This is a genomic window from Parvibaculum sp., from assembly GCF_049651025.1.
In the GTDB taxonomy this organism is placed as follows: Bacteria; Pseudomonadota; Alphaproteobacteria; order Parvibaculales; family Parvibaculaceae; genus Parvibaculum.
In genome coordinates, this window is sequence record NZ_JBASBH010000082.1 from 1 (window position 1) to 14,016 (window position 14,016).

Here is a 14,016-nt window from a genome sequence, read left to right on the forward strand (position 1 = left end):
CTCTGGGAGAGGGAGGGCCCCGCCGAAGGCGGGAGGGTGAGGGTCTTGAAGCGAATGAAGAACAAACCCATCCCCACGGAAATCCTTCCCGACCTCCTCACCCCGAACCTCAACCTTGTCTTCGTCGGCACCGCAGCCGGACATCGCTCCGCCGCGGAGCGCGCCTATTATGCACATCCGGGCAACCGCTTCTGGCGCACGCTCCACGAGATCGGCTTGAGCCCGCGCCTCTACGCGCCGCATGAGTTTCGCGAGCTACTTGCGCTGAAGATCGGCTTTACCGACATGTCGAAAATCGGCTCCGGCATGGATCACGAAATCGCGCCAGAGCATTTTGATGTAACGCTTTTCGAAACCAAGATGCGCCGCTATCGTCCCCGCGCTATCGCCTTCACCAGCAAGAAAGCCGCGAGCCTCTGGCTCGGTCAGCCCACTGGCAAGATCAAGCCGGGCCGGCAAGCGCAGCAACTCCCCGGCTTTCCCGAAGTCTTTGTCCTCACCTCGCCGTCGGGCGCAGCCACCCGCTATTGGGACATAGGCCCATGGCGCGAGCTTGCGGAATGGCTTGAGCCCACGAAATCGTGACCCGCGCGCGCCTTTTGCGGAGTGCGCCCGAACCCCATATCATGGGCCAAAGCCCCGCAAAGGAGATTGTCCATGTTCAGTCTGCGCAAGAAAGCCGAAATGCCAGCGCCCGCCGACGCGCTGAAAGGCCGCGACGCGGCGATCCCGACTGCCGAACTGCACTTCATCAATGGAGCGCCGCTCAAGGGGCCTTATCCTGCGGGCTCGGAAGTTGCGATGTTCGGGCTTGGCTGCTTCTGGGGTGCGGAACGTAAATTCTGGCAGGTGCCGGGCGTTCTCGTCACCGCGGCGGGTTATGCGGCGGGCTACACGCCGAACCCGACCTATGAAGAGGTTTGCTCGGGCCGCACCGGCCACAATGAAGTTGTGCTCGTCGTCTTCGATCCGAAGAAGGTTTCCTATGACGAGTTGCTGAAGACCTTCTGGGAGAGCCATAACCCGACGCAGGGCATGCGGCAGGGCAACGACATCGGCACGCAGTATCGCTCTGGCGTCTATGTCTTCACGCCCGCACAGCGCGGGGCCGCCGAAGCTTCGCGCAAGTCATATGGCGAAGAGCTTGCGAAACGCGGTTTCCCGGCGATCACCACGGAGATCGTCGATGCTGGTTCTTTCTATTTTGCCGAAGACTATCATCAGCAATACCTCGCCAAGAATCCCGGCGGCTATTGCGGCCTCGGTGGCACAGGCGTCACATGCGCCATTGGTACGGGCGTCAGCGCCGACTAGTCAGGCGACGCGCGGTGCTGTCAGGTACCGTCCATATTTGAGTGCGAAGAGAATGAACCCCGCACTCCAGAGGATACCTGCCAGCGCGACGGTGTGTACGTAGTCGGTTGGCAGCGCAGGTGCCAGCACGCGGAGTGCCGCGCCGAGATTGACGAGCGCATAAATTGCGATCGTGCCTTTGTCGGCGGTGAGTTTGCGCCCCGTATGGCCGAGTGACGCGCGCGTCATCACAGCAATCGTCATGACGCCGATTGCGCCTGCTGTGAGCGCATGCAGCGCCGCGCCCGCCTGCACCATGTCGGGCAGCAAGATCGTCGCGCTGAGCGCCAATAGCGCGACGACAAGCCAGCCATATCCAACATGCAGAATGAAAACGAGCGGTTCGTCGGGTGTCCGGCCGCCACGCCAGCGAACGAGCCGGACAAGCTGCGCGATGCCTGCTGCTACGAGCAGCGCGCCAGAGCCTTGCGCTTGCGGAAAGCAGGCCCAGGCGAGCATCGAGATGCCGGTCAGCAAAAGTGCTGCCTTGTCCGCCAGGCCGAAAGGCGCGGGGAAGGGCGCGCCTGCTTCCCGGGCCAGCCAGTTGCGCGTGAAGATCGGCGTGATGCGTCCGCCGATCACCGAAATGAGGAGAGCGCCAACGGCAAGCGCGAGGCGCAGGCCGAACTGGGGTTCGATGTCGATGGTGAAGGACAGATAGAAGAGAAGGTTCCCCAACCAGAAAATAGTGCAGAGCGCCGGGATCATCAGGTTCTTCCAGTTTCGGCCGAGGACAATCTCGCGCACCATTGTTGCGACGAGCGCGGCGAAAAAGAGAAGGTCGATCGCGGCGGCTGTGTCGGGTGTAATGAGATCGGCAGCGGCTGAGGCGACCGCAATGCGTCCTGCGAACCAGAGTGCGGTGAGCATCACGAGCAGCCATCCGGCTGTCGCCGGTCGCTTCGTCCATTCTGCAATGGCGGTGAGTGCAAAGCCGCCCATCACAGCGCCGAGATAGCCGAAGATCATTTCATGGCCATGCCAGTAGATCGGCGGAAACACATCGCCGCCCGGCATGGCGACGCCTTCAAGGAAGGCGATCCAGAGCGGCAGGGCGATGCCTGCGAAAAGTGCAGCGGAGAGAAAGAAGGGACGGAAACCGGCGCTGAAAAATATCGGGCCGTCATAGGCCCGTCTTGCCGCGTTCACTTGATCCATGTCGTTTTCTCCCAAACGCCGTGTTCGTAAACAGTCTGCCGCTTGTCGTTGATGACATGCTCCGTTGTCACCGTAAACGTGTGTTTTCCCCGCGCGGCGCCTTGTCGCAAGAAAAGGCCGCGTTGACATCGCGGCCTTTCACATTGTTTGTGCGCAAATCAATGCGTCGTATCGCCGTTTGTCAGGTGAGCTTGCCTTTCAGCATGCCGAGACCGGCCGATTGAAATTTCTCGACAAGCCCGGCCATTCCGCCTGTGCTTGCTCCACCGAGCAGCTCTGCCAGAATTGCAGACATGCCTTCAGGTGTTTCATCTTGTCCGCTCGTATTCGACAAGGCGTTTGTCAGTTGGTCGAATAGTCCCATCAGTGCCTCCATTCGATTGAGCTGTAGCGGCATGATTGCGAATGTGTGGATTTTTTTGTGGCGTCTCGCCCGAATGCACACAGCGTCCTTTCCCTCGCTCAGATGGTGAGCGAGGAAGCGGGACACTTGAAAAGCGCACCCGCCGCAATGAGTGCGGCGGGGCAGATCGTCTGTCCTATGACTTCTTGAGACAACTGCTCATGAAGGCTTTGCGAGCATTGCCACTCAGATGCTGTGTGGCAGCGTCCGTGTTGCAGGATTTCATCTTCTCTTGCTGCGACGTCATGGCGGCAGGCTTTGCGCTCAAGCACTTGCTCATGAAGTCCTTGCGTGCGTCGCCTTTGAGATGTTCGGATCCTGCTTCTGTGTTACAGGATTTCATTTTTTCTTGCTGTGCCATCTGCTTCGCGGTCGCTGCCTGTGCAGGAACGGCGAGGGTCAGGCCAACAGCGGAAACGGACAAACAGAAAAGCAATATGGGCAAGCGCATGGGTTTTCTCCCGTTGCATGCCCCCCTTTGGTCCCGAAGAAACTATATGCCTGCTTTTTGAAAATGTCGTCGCCTGCCGCGAGGCGCCATTTTCGATTTTATATAAGATTAATGAATGAGATGCCGTGTCGCGATCTTGTGTGTTTCGGCGTGCGTCTCGTTGCGCGGCGCATCAGACGATCTTTCAAATGGAGCGCACGGATTTCAATAATGTTCAGTAGAAAGAATATAAAATAGGAGATGTGCAGCACGAAAAAAGGCCGCCCGTTTCGGGGCGGCCTTTCAATTTCGATCAGGCGGCAATCAGAGGTTTGCGACGGCTTCCTTGCGCGCATCCGACTGGTCGCGGATTTCGGCCTTCATCGCCTTTTGCAGCTTCTCGAAAGCGCGCACCTCGATCTGGCGCACGCGTTCGCGGCTGATGCCATATTCCTGGCTCAGGTCTTCCAGCGTTGCCGGTTCGTCCTTCAGCCGACGTTCGGTGAGAATATGCATCTCACGTTCATTCAGCGTCTGCATCGCTCTCGCCAGCATGTCGTGGCGCAAGTTCATTTCCTGCTTGTCGCCGAGATTGCTCTCCTGGTCCGCGCTGTCATCGACCAGCCAATCCTGCCATTCGCCGCCTTCGGAATCCTGACGCAGCGGGGCATTAAGCGAATTGTCCGGACCCGACAGGCGCCGGTTCATCGAGACGACTTCGGCCTCGGTGACGCCGAGGCGATCGGCAATCGTCGTCACGTGTTCCGGGCGCAAGTCGCCTTCCTCGATTGCCTGAATCTGGCCTTTGACCTTGCGCAGGTTGAAGAAGAGCTTCTTCTGCGCGGCGGTCGTGCCCATCTTCACAAGCGACCAGGAGCGCAGGATGTATTCCTGGATCGAGGCGCGAATCCACCACATCGCATAGGTGGCGAGGCGGAAGCCCTTTTCGGGCTCGAAGCGCTTCACGGCCTGCATCAGGCCGACATTGCCTTCGGAAATGACTTCGCCGATGGGGAGGCCATAGCCGCGATAGCCCATGGCGATCTTCGCCACGAGGCGCAGATGGCTTGTTACCAGTTTGTGAGCGGCTTCGGAGTCCTCATGCTCCTTCCACCGCTTGGCGAGCATGTACTCTTCCTGCGGTTCGAGCATGGGGAACTTGCGGATCTCCTGGAGATACCGCGAGAGCGAGACTTCCGGGCTTGGGCTCGGAATGAGCTTTGTCGACGTAGCCATTTAAATACCCCTTCACGGCGGCCCAACCAGGCCGCGCGTCCCGTAACTCGTGCCTGCCAAGCGCAACGGGACAGCGATCCCCTATATAGGGGCGGATTTGGGCCAAAAAAGGTCTGTTCGTGCCGCAGATTGTATCAATTCTAACTTATTGCGCAAGTTACCAATATTAAAGGTTGCTCACACGCTCATTCAGCTTCCAGCGCATCAAGAAGCGCCTGCATGTCGGCGGGCAGGTCGGCATCGAAGGCCAGTATTTCGTGGCTCACCGGATGCTCGAAGCCCAGATGATGGGCGTGCAAGGCCTGGCGGCCCAGTTGCTCCAGCGCGGCCTGCGTTTTGGGCGAGAGCTTCGACTTGCGCGTCTTCTGGCTGCCGCCATAGGTCATGTCGCCGAGGACGGGGTGGCCTATGGCTGTCATATGGACGCGGATCTGATGTGTGCGCCCCGTTTCAAGCCGACATTCGATGCGGCTCACGATGGCCGGCTCGCCGAAGCTTTCCCTGACCTTGTAATGCGTGATCGCCTCGCGGCCGGAGGTCTTCACGGTCGTCATTTTCGAGCGATTGTTTTGCGAGCGCGCAATATTGGCTTCCACCTTGCCGACATGCGGAAGCGGCGCGCCCCAGACAAGGGCCGTATAGGCGCGCGTCAGCCTGCCGTCGCGGCCGTGTGCGGCGAATTGCTCGCTCAAGGCGCGATGGGCCCGATCGGTCTTTGCAACGACCATCAGCCCGCTCGTATCCTTGTCGAGGCGGTGGACGATGCCGGGCCGCTTCTCGCCGCCAATTCCCGAGAGGCTCGCGCCGCAATGGGCAAGCAGCGCGTTCACCAGCGTCATGTCGTGATTGCCAGCCGCCGGATGCACCACGAGGCCCGCGGGTTTCATGATCACGATGAGTTCGGCGTCTTCATAGACGACGTCGAGGGGGATCGCCTGCGCTTGCGGCTTTGCTTCCGTCGGCGCGGGCACGTCGACGAGAAAATGCTCGCCTTCCTTCACGCGGTAGGAGGCGTCATCGAGTACGCTGGAGGTGCCGTTGACGGAGCGCGCGACGCGCCCTTGGTCGATCAGGCTTTTCAGGCGGGCGCGCGACAAGGGTTCTTCAGCCGCCTTGCCCCCAAGGGCCTCGGTGAGATACTTGTCGAGGCGCATGCCGACCGCTTCCGGTTCTACGGTCACGGTATGGCGTTGGCCGCCCATTTCTACTTCCGTTGAGGACATCATGCCTGAAGATACAGTCCAGCAGCCCGAGATGGAAATGGTGCCTTCGTTGCGGACCCGCCGCATGCTTGTCACCGCTATCATTGTCATGGCCGTCGTGCTCGTCGCGGGCTTTACGGTTGTCGTAACGACGCTCGTCAAACGCGCTTCTCATCCCAAGGCCAGCGCCTCACTGGTCGGCCCCGGCGGGCGCTTCGGCGTCAGCGACATCAATATTGCGCCCGGCGACCGGGTGCGGACGCTGACCATGACAGACGACCGGCTTGCCATTCATATCGCGGGCGAGAAGGGCGAGGAAATCGTCATCGTCAATGTGAAGACGGGTATCGAACTCGGTCGGTTCCGCCTGCAATCCATCACGGGCCTTGCCGCCAACGGCAAGTTCTAGCCTTCACGCTTCACATATTGCGAGAAAGACGCGTCAAACGGCGCGCGCAGTCGCTTGCGCGGCGGCGTTACAGGCATGCGTGGATTTCGGAGGGGGAGGGTGCCGCCAGCACCTTTGGGGAGGAGGGAGGATGGCGCTGGCGGCAACTACTGAAAGCCAAGATCGGGGAGGAGGATCGATCAACTTTCGTAAGTCTTTTATCGAGGCTTCGTGACAAAATGTCAAAGTCTAAAATGCTGCGTCGCAAAATGATCCGATGTCGGATATCTGCCCTCGTACGCACGGTAAGCTATTGTTTTTGATATATAAAATACCTATATTAATTGATAGGATTAATACACCTATATATAAACTGCGCCCGTTTGCCGCAGCGCATTTATCAGTTTTAGGGTGTGTACCCTATGGTTTTGAACCGGGAAGAACGCCCGGAGCGGGAGCCGCCCGGAAATTTTTCCCGCATAGGCTCAAAACCGCTTTGCCGATTCCGCTCGCGATGGACCGCGCGTGGATAGAGCTTGATTGCTTTTTGCTGCCGTCTTATACGGAACGCCCGAACTGATCCGTCTCCTTCGTCTAGCGGTTAGGACGTCGCCCTCTCACGGCGAAAACAGGGGTTCGATTCCCCTAGGAGATACCAGTTTCCTGTCGTTCGGGATTTCATCGCCTTCTTGAATGCGCGCCATTTATCCCCCGCACACAATCTGTATGCGGAGAAGAGCCGTTCCGCTTGGCGGCGATTTGACAAGTTGGGCGAATAGCTCGACCGTCCGTGACCCGCAGCGCTTTTCTCGCCAGAGATCATGGTCTTTTCCTCGATTCCCTTCCTTTTCTACTTTCTCCCGCTTTTCATTCCCTTCTATTTCCTGATGCAGACAACGGCGGCGCGCAATGCGGTGCTGCTTGTCTTCTCGCTGTTTTTCTATGCCTGGGGCGAGCCTTGGTTCGTGCTGGTCATGCTCGGCTCCATCGTGGGCAATTGGCGGGCGGCGCTGATCATCGAGCGGACGCCTGCCGAGCGGCGCGTCTGGGTCACGGGCCTTGCGATTGCGGGCAATCTGCTCGTGCTGATCGTCTTCAAATATGCCGACTTCGCGCTGATCAATCTCAATCATGTGCTGGCGGAGTTCGGGACGTCGGTGCCGGTGCCCGCCATTGAATTGCCGCTCGGCATTTCGTTCTTCACTTTCCACTCGATTTCATATCTCGTCGACATCCACCGCGGGAATTCGAAGGCGGCGCGCAGTCTCGCCAATGTCGCGCTTTATATTTCGATGTTTCCGCAGCTCGTTGCGGGCCCCATCGTTCGCTACAAGAAGATCGCGCGGCAGATCGATCGGCGGCGCACGACATTCGGGCGCGTCAGTGCGGGGGCGCGGATATTCGTCATCGGCCTTGCGCAGAAGGTTTTGATTGCCGATCAGGTGGCGCGAATTGCGGATGCCGCTTTCGATCAGGTCGCAAAGCCCGCGCTTATCGAAGCCTGGCTTGGGCTTTCGGCCTATGCGGTGCAGATCTATTTCGACTTTGCGGGCTATTCAAACATGGCGATCGGATTTGCGGTCGCCTTCGGTTTCAGCTTCCCGCGCAACTTCCGCCTGCCATATACGTCGCGTTCAATCACTGAGTTCTGGCGGCGCTGGCATATGAGCCTGTCGACCTGGTTCCGCGACTATCTCTACATTCCGCTTGGCGGCAATCGCGGCTCGGCCTTTGCGACTTATCGCAATCTCGCGACCATCTTCATTCTCTGCGGATTGTGGCATGGCGCGAGCTGGAACTTCGTCATCTGGGGCGCATATCATGGTGCGTTGCTCGTCATCGAGCGCGCAGGCCTGGGAGCGTGGCTGAAGACCTGGCCGGACAAGCTCGCCTGGGCCTATGCGCTTCTGGCCGCAATGCTGGGCTGGGTGTGGTTCCGCGCCATCGATCTGCCGCATGCGCTCAACATGTTCAAAGGGCTTGCCGGGCTTCATGGCGTCGGCGCGCTCGATACGCGCATGCATCTCGCGCTTTACCCGGCGACGGTCAGCGCGCTGGCGGTCGGCGCGGCGCTTGCGCTCTTGCCGCGCTCCAATGGAACGCGGCCGCGCCAGGGCGCGTTTTTCGTTTTCCTTCGTAATTCGAAGGCGATGGATTTCGCCTTTGTCAGCCTGCTCATCGGCTTCTCTGTGCTGGCCGTCAGCAGCGGCACCTATAGTCCTTTCCTCTATTTCCGGTTCTGACATGAGTTTGGAAACCAGCAGAGGCATGCTCGCAAAACACCGGCGCATCTGGCTCGCTTTGGTGCTGCCGTTCCTTTGGCTACCGATGATTGGCGGCGCGCTGCAATCTCCGCCTGCGAAAAGCGATGCGGAGCTTCACTGGCCGCAATCCATGTCGGAATGGCTGGCCCTGCCGCGTGGCGTCGATGTCTGGGTGCAGGAGCGGTTCGGATTTCGCGAAGCGCTTCTCGATATCAATGCGCGTCTGCGTTATGCGCTGCGCTCGCCGACGACGGATCGCGTCGTCTTCGGCCGTAACGGCTGGCTTTTTCTCAGCGACGACGCCGTGTTTCAACAGTCCATGGGTTTGCGCATGCGCGTGCCGCTGGTGACGCAGCTTGCCGATACGGCGCTCGATCTTCAGCGCGAACTTCGCAAGCGTGGCGCGGCGCTGGTCGTTGCCGTGCCGCCAAACAGCCAGAGCATCAATCGCGAGGATTTGCCCGGCTGGGCGAAGGTCGGGGACGTCAGGACGGAATATGACGTGCTTCAGGAGGCGCTCCTTGCGCGCCACATTCCCTTTGCCGACTTGCGCGCGTTGTTGCGCGACGAGCAGGCGCGCGAGGAGGTCTATCTCAAGACCGATACGCATTGGAACAATCGCGGCGCGCTGCTGAGCTACAACGCGGTCATGCAGGCAGCAGGCCTTGCCGACTGGCAGCTCGATCCCGCGCGCGTCGAGAAGGGCTTTGAGCCCGCGCATGGCGGCGATCTTGCGCGCATGCTGGGCGTCGAAGCATATGTGACGGACCGGCAGATGGCGCTCGATCTTGCGAGCTACAGGCCCGCAGCATTCACGGTGGAGGTACTTGAAGACCGCGATGTGATGCCGAGCTATGTGGTGACGCGCGATGCGCCCGATGCATCAGGGCCGACGGTGATGGTGATCGGCGACTCGTTCACGCGCGCACATTTTCGCGATCCGATCATGCTGCATGCAAAGCGCCTCATCTGGACGCATCACAACCAATGCGCTTTCGATTGGGGTCTCATCGAGACCTATAAGCCGGACCTCGTCATTCTGGCACCCACCGAGCGCTATGCGCTTTGCGCGCCGGGGCGCAGCCCGAGGGGCATGCCTGAAGGTGCGGATCAAAAATCACTGAGGGAGCAGGCGGAGCAGAACAGCCAGGTCGTGCCTTAAGGCGCGACGCCTGCTTCAAGCGCGCGAATGCGATCGGCAAGGAAGCGTTCATTGGGAAGCGTGGCGTCAGCTTCCTTCTCGTCGTGCCCGGCTTCTCCAGAAGAAAAACCGGCATGCACGCGCTCGCTGAAGCTTGAGAGCGATGCCTTGATCTCGGCCAGCTCGCGCAACTCGCCGTCATGCGGTTCATCATCGGTCGGAAATGGGGCGAGCGTGACGGGCGCCTGAGGTTCGCGCATGCGGCGCGCGGGGGCGGGCGTGGCGAAGGCCGATTGCAGCCCGCGCGTATCGGCGATTTGCGCCGTCGCCTCGTTCATGTCGTGCACCAGCCGCGCGGCTTTTTCGCTGAGGCTTCTGAGTTGCGTTTCCACAAGGCCGCGACGGTCGATTTCTGCGCGTGCGGCTGTCTCAAGCTCGTCGACGCGCGATTGCAGGGCGACAAGATTTTGCTGACGGATTTCCGCCTCGCTCCGCGCCGCATCATGCTGCACTTGCAGGTCGGCGATTTCGCTGTGGAGGGAATGGGCCTCGTCGACGGCTTTGGCCAGCGCTGATTCCAGTTGCGCGTGCTGCTGCGAGAGGGATGTGAACTCGCTTTGCTTGTCCTGCAGGGCGGCTTCGAGATGCGCAATCTTTTCGACGTTCTGATGCGCTTCTATGAGGTCGATATCGCCTGTAAGCTTGCGCGTCGTCACCGTGACGGCGCGGCGCCACACAAGCTGGACTGCAATGAGAGCGAGGAACGTCGCGGTCAAAAAGCCAAGCGCTATCAGCATCAGGCTCTCGATCATGGGCACCTCTTTGCAGCGGGGAACGGGAACCGGCAGGGCGACGAACTGGGCCACCCTGCCAGAAATAAAAGGAGCCTTCCAGCATCGAGGCTGCCGGCCCCTTTGTTAAAGGCCGGAGCGTGTCAGAAGGGCAACCATTCGCGGTCCTTGGTGTATTTCAGATAGCCGACCGACGCGCCGAGCCGCAGGCCGACGCCTGAACGCATCGGGGCCAGAATGACATTCTCCCGCTGCTGATAATTGATGCCGATGCCCGCGATCAGATAGGCGCTGCCCTCGACGCCGGGGAAGCGCTGATAAATCGTCTGGCCGTCGGGCAGGTTGTAGATCAGCGTGAAAACCTTCACCGCATTGCCGCCGAAGTCCCAACCGGCGGTCGGTCCCTGCCAGAAGACCTTTTGCTGCGTGCCGTTTTTCATATGAAGCGTGCCCGAGCCATAGCGCAGGCCCAGCACGATGGCGCCGCTTGCCTCTTCGCCCTTGATATAGGCGTTGGGCTCACCGTATTTCTGGAACACCGTATGGACGGCGTCGGCAAGGCCCTTGGCCGCGCCGCCGAAGACGGTGCCCGCCTCCATCACGATTTCCTGCTCGCTATAGGTGCTGTTCGCCTGACTTTTTACGGCAGGGGCCTGCTGATTCACGGCGTCGGCCCAGGCAGGCGCGGCGGCGAGGGTGGCGGCGGCGAAAAGCCCGGCGAGGCTGCAAACGATGCGTCCCCGAAGCTTGCCGGTTTGCGTCGACGTCATATGGAACATGGGAGCAATCCTTCTGGGGGTTCGGACGGTCTGGACGGTCCGGGACCGGAAAGTGCGTATCGCGGCAGGCCCGACTCACTCGCCCAAGTTTATCGTTTCTATCGCGGCATAAAGGTGGCGGAATGTGTCAATAAATGGGAAAATAAAGGCGTGCCTGTTGGGGTGCGTGTCATTTTAGCGCAAAATGCCTGTTCCAGCATGGGCATGGGGATTGCAAACCTCTCACGTCAGACAGCTTCGCCGCCGTGTTTCAGGCAGGCGAGGTCGGCGCGAGCCACCGAGGGTCGGGGGGCCAAGATCGGAGTTCGCGCCGACCGGTTTGTCTATGTCCGTGGCCTCGACAGCACCGGACCCTGACGTTACATGCGGCAGAGTCCCACGGGACGGCGCCTCTCTTGCGAGGGGCGCCGTTTTATTTCAGACGCCGCCGCGTGCGACGAAGAACGGATTGTCGAGACCGCGCTCGGTTTTGCCGTAGAGAAGGGGAATGCCGTCAAGCTGTGTGACGCTGCCGCCGGCTGCGGAAAGCACCGCATGGCCCGCCGCCGTGTCCCATTCCATGGTGCGGCCATGGCGGGGGTAAAGATCGGCCTCGCCCGCGGCGATCAGGCAGAATTTCAGCGACGAACCCGCGGCCAGAAATTCTTTCACCCTGTAGAGGTTGAGATATTCGTCTGTCTTCTGGTCGCGATGCGTGCGGCTGGCGATGATGACCAGGCCGTCTTCGGCAGGCTTGCGCACGCGGATTTGATGCGGGCGCGTGGCGCTGTCGAGCGAGCCTTCCGTATTCGGAGCGATGACCTGCTCATAGGCCTCGCCGGGGCCTGAGCCGTAAAACAGGCGCTCTTTCGCCGGGGCATAAACGACGCCCGCGACCGGCACACGATTTTCGATCAATGCGATATTGACCGTGAATTCGCCGTTCCTGTTCAGGAATTCCTTGGTGCCGTCGAGCGGATCGACGAGAAAGAAGCATTCTGCAATCGCCGGGATATGGCCTGCCGCTGCCTGTTCCTCGGAGACGACCGGAATATCGGGTGCAATGATCTGAAGCCCGTCGAGGATGATGCGTTCGGCATCCTGGTCGGCAATGGTGACGGGCGAATTGTCTTCCTTGCGCATGGCTTCGACGCCGTTGGCGTAATGCGTCATGATGGCGGCGCCAGCCTTGAGGGCGAGGCGGCAAAGGTCTTCCGTCAGGGCAGCGCGATCGGCAACCATAGAAACAACTCTCTTCTTCTTGTGCGCGCGGACAACACCACCTGACGCCGCCGGGGTCAAGACGGCGAGTGTCGCTCCTCCGGCTCTGCAGGCTGGTTTCTTGGGCGGGCCGATGGTATCAGGCTTGAGGGCATGATTGCATATCCGGGGCATCAGCAGATGAGCGATATAGAAGAGATTTCGGCGCTGGAGCTGGCGGCGCTCCTGTGCAGCCGCGTGTGCCATGACGTCATCAGTCCGGTGGGCGCCATCACCAACGGGCTTGAGGTGCTGGCCGACGACGATGATCCCGAAATGCGGGTTCATGCGATGGATCTCATCACGAAGAGCGCGGCGCAGGCGTCAGCAAAGCTTCAGTTCGCGCGTCTGGCCTTTGGTGCAGCCGGGGCGGTGGGGTCTGAGCTCGATCTCGGCGATGCGCGGGTCGTTGCGGAAGGCCTGATGAAGAGCGAGAAGGCGAAGCTGACCTGGGACGCGCCGCATGCCACCATCGGCAAGGACTATGTGAAGCTGGCGCTGAACATGCTGCTGATCGGCATTGCCGCCATTCCGCGCGGCGGCGAGATTGCTCTGACAATTGAGGGTGAGCTGAAATCGCCGATATTGCGTGTTCGCTCGCGCGGGCAGGCGGCGAGGGTGCCGGACGAAACGGCGGCGTTCCTCGGCGGCGTCGCGCTTGACCGTTCTCTGGATGCGCGGGCCGCGCAGCCTTATTTCACCGGTGTCGTCGCACGCTCGCTCGGCCACGCGATCGATGCGCGGATGGATGGCGATGAATTTCTGATTGAAGCGAAAGCTGCATCGCCCAACGGCGAGTGAGCAGGGCTGACGCTACGTCAGCAAGCCGAAACGCAACGGGCGTCTCCGAGGAGACGCCCTTTCCAGTTCTGTATGCGCGAGATGCGATCAGGCAGTTGCCTGAACCGGCATGCTTCCCTCGATGGGATCGCGCAGCACATAGCCCCGTCCCCACACGGTTTCGATGTAGTGTTCGCCGCCCGTGGATGCTGCGAGCTTCTTGCGGAGCTTGCAGATAAACACGTCGATGATCTTGAGTTCGGGCTCGTCCATGCCGCCATAGAGATGATTGAGGAACATCTCCTTGGTCAGCGTCGTGCCCTTGCGGAGCGAGAGAAGCTCCAGCATCTGATATTCCTTGCCCGTCAGATGGACGCGGCTGTTCTCGACTTCCACAGTTTTGGTGTCGAGATTGACAGTGAGCTTGCCCGTATTGATGACGGACTGGGAGTGGCCCTTCGAACGGCGCACGACGGCGTGAATACGCGCGACGAGTTCATCCTTGTGAAAGGGCTTGGTCATATAGTCGTCGGCACCAAAGCCGAGGCCGCGCACCTTGTTCTCGATGCCTGCAAGGCCCGAGAGAATCAGGATCGGCGTCGTGACTTTGCCAAGGCGGAGCGACTTCAGAACTTCGTAGCCGCTCATATCGGGCAAGTTCAGATCAAGAAGGATGATGTCGTAATCGTACAATTTGCCCAGATCGACCCCTTCTTCGCCAAGGTCGGTGGTGTACACATTAAAACCGTCAGATTTCAGCATCAGCTCGATGCTCTGAGCGGTTGCACTATCGTCTTCAATGAGCAGAACTCGCATGGTGCCCCTCTTTGCGGTTCAGATTGTCTGTCTACC

The 14,016-nt window shown here is 60.1% G+C and carries 15 protein-coding genes and 1 tRNA gene; 7 read left to right on the forward strand and 9 right to left on the reverse strand.

The genetic code is table 11. The annotated features are described in order from the left end of the window. The first annotated feature begins 54 nt into the window (after positions 1 to 54). Together WA943_RS11090 and msrA are read left to right on the forward strand one after the other, a co-directional pair. On the forward strand, positions 55 to 585 hold the full coding sequence (locus WA943_RS11090) for a mismatch-specific DNA-glycosylase (RefSeq protein WP_424469940.1): 531 nt from the start codon (positions 55 to 57) through the stop codon (positions 583 to 585). 72 nt (positions 586 to 657) lie between these two features. Continuing rightward, positions 658 to 1,314, forward strand: coding sequence for a peptide-methionine (S)-S-oxide reductase MsrA (gene msrA / locus WA943_RS11095; protein ID WP_424469941.1), 657 nt, complete (start codon positions 658 to 660; stop codon positions 1,312 to 1,314). On the opposite strand, the gene WA943_RS11100 is transcribed toward msrA, so the two are convergent. From WA943_RS11100 to WA943_RS11120, 5 genes are all read right to left on the reverse strand, one after another. After that, positions 1,315 to 2,511 (reverse strand): NnrS family protein, encoded by a 1,197-nt coding sequence (locus tag WA943_RS11100; RefSeq protein ID WP_424469942.1) that lies wholly within the window; start codon positions 2,509 to 2,511, stop codon positions 1,315 to 1,317. Between the two features lie 181 nt (positions 2,512 to 2,692). After that, a complete protein-coding gene (locus WA943_RS11105; protein ID WP_424469943.1) occupies positions 2,693 to 2,875 on the reverse strand; it encodes a hypothetical protein in 183 nt (60 codons plus the stop codon). 175 nt (positions 2,876 to 3,050) lie between these two features. Beyond that, a complete protein-coding gene (locus WA943_RS11110; RefSeq protein WP_424469944.1) occupies positions 3,051 to 3,365 on the reverse strand; it encodes a PsiF family protein in 315 nt (104 codons plus the stop codon). A gap of 303 nt (positions 3,366 to 3,668) precedes the next feature. Next, the gene (gene rpoH / locus WA943_RS11115; protein ID WP_424469945.1) at positions 3,669 to 4,580 is read right to left on the reverse strand and encodes an RNA polymerase sigma factor RpoH; all 912 of its coding nucleotides are present in this window, start codon (positions 4,578 to 4,580) and stop codon (positions 3,669 to 3,671) included. A 185-nt stretch (positions 4,581 to 4,765) separates the two neighbouring features. Beyond that, positions 4,766 to 5,782 (reverse strand): RluA family pseudouridine synthase, encoded by a 1,017-nt coding sequence (locus WA943_RS11120; RefSeq protein ID WP_424469946.1) that lies wholly within the window; start codon positions 5,780 to 5,782, stop codon positions 4,766 to 4,768. Between the two features lie 22 nt (positions 5,783 to 5,804). On the opposite strand from WA943_RS11120, the gene WA943_RS11125 reads away from it, so the two are divergent. The 4 genes from WA943_RS11125 to WA943_RS11140 all read left to right on the forward strand — a co-directional run bounded on the left by WA943_RS11125 (position 5,805) and on the right by WA943_RS11140 (position 9,596). Continuing rightward, a complete protein-coding gene (locus WA943_RS11125; RefSeq protein ID WP_424469947.1) occupies positions 5,805 to 6,191 on the forward strand; it encodes a hypothetical protein in 387 nt (128 codons plus the stop codon). Positions 6,192 to 6,753: 562 nt separating this feature from the next. Further along, positions 6,754 to 6,828, forward strand: a tRNA-Glu gene (locus WA943_RS11130). A 163-nt stretch (positions 6,829 to 6,991) separates the two neighbouring features. After that, positions 6,992 to 8,413: an MBOAT family O-acyltransferase gene (locus WA943_RS11135; RefSeq protein WP_424469948.1), complete on the forward strand. Its 1,422-nt coding sequence runs from the start codon at positions 6,992 to 6,994 to the stop codon at positions 8,411 to 8,413. A 1-nt stretch (position 8,414) separates the two neighbouring features. Beyond that, entirely contained in the window at positions 8,415 to 9,596 is a 1,182-nt protein-coding gene (locus tag WA943_RS11140; RefSeq protein WP_424469949.1) for an alginate O-acetyltransferase AlgX-related protein, read from the forward strand. Here WA943_RS11140 and WA943_RS11145 read toward each other — a convergent pair. The 3 genes from WA943_RS11145 to cysQ all read right to left on the reverse strand — a co-directional run bounded on the left by WA943_RS11145 (position 9,593) and on the right by cysQ (position 12,366). Beyond that, entirely contained in the window at positions 9,593 to 10,387 is a 795-nt protein-coding gene (locus WA943_RS11145; protein ID WP_424469950.1) for a hypothetical protein, read from the reverse strand. The two genes, WA943_RS11140 and WA943_RS11145, sit on opposite strands and share 4 nt — an antisense overlap. A 122-nt stretch (positions 10,388 to 10,509) precedes the next feature. After that, positions 10,510 to 11,145 carry a DUF1134 domain-containing protein gene (locus tag WA943_RS11150; RefSeq protein WP_424469951.1) on the reverse strand — a complete coding sequence of 212 codons (636 nt, stop codon included), beginning with the start codon at positions 11,143 to 11,145 and terminating at the stop codon, positions 10,510 to 10,512. A gap of 417 nt (positions 11,146 to 11,562) precedes the next feature. Next, a complete protein-coding gene (gene cysQ, locus WA943_RS11155) occupies positions 11,563 to 12,366 on the reverse strand; it encodes a 3'(2'),5'-bisphosphate nucleotidase CysQ (protein WP_424469952.1) in 804 nt (267 codons plus the stop codon). A gap of 159 nt (positions 12,367 to 12,525) precedes the next feature. Here cysQ and chpT point away from each other — a divergent pair, with 159 nt between their 5' ends. Further along, on the forward strand, positions 12,526 to 13,185 hold the full coding sequence (gene chpT, locus WA943_RS11160) for a histidine phosphotransferase ChpT (RefSeq protein ID WP_424469953.1): 660 nt from the start codon (positions 12,526 to 12,528) through the stop codon (positions 13,183 to 13,185). Positions 13,186 to 13,272: 87 nt separating this feature from the next. On the opposite strand, the gene ctrA is transcribed toward chpT, so the two are convergent. After that, positions 13,273 to 13,980 (reverse strand): response regulator transcription factor CtrA, encoded by a 708-nt coding sequence (gene ctrA / locus WA943_RS11165; protein ID WP_424469954.1) that lies wholly within the window; start codon positions 13,978 to 13,980, stop codon positions 13,273 to 13,275. Between the last annotated feature and the right edge of the window lie 36 nt (positions 13,981 to 14,016).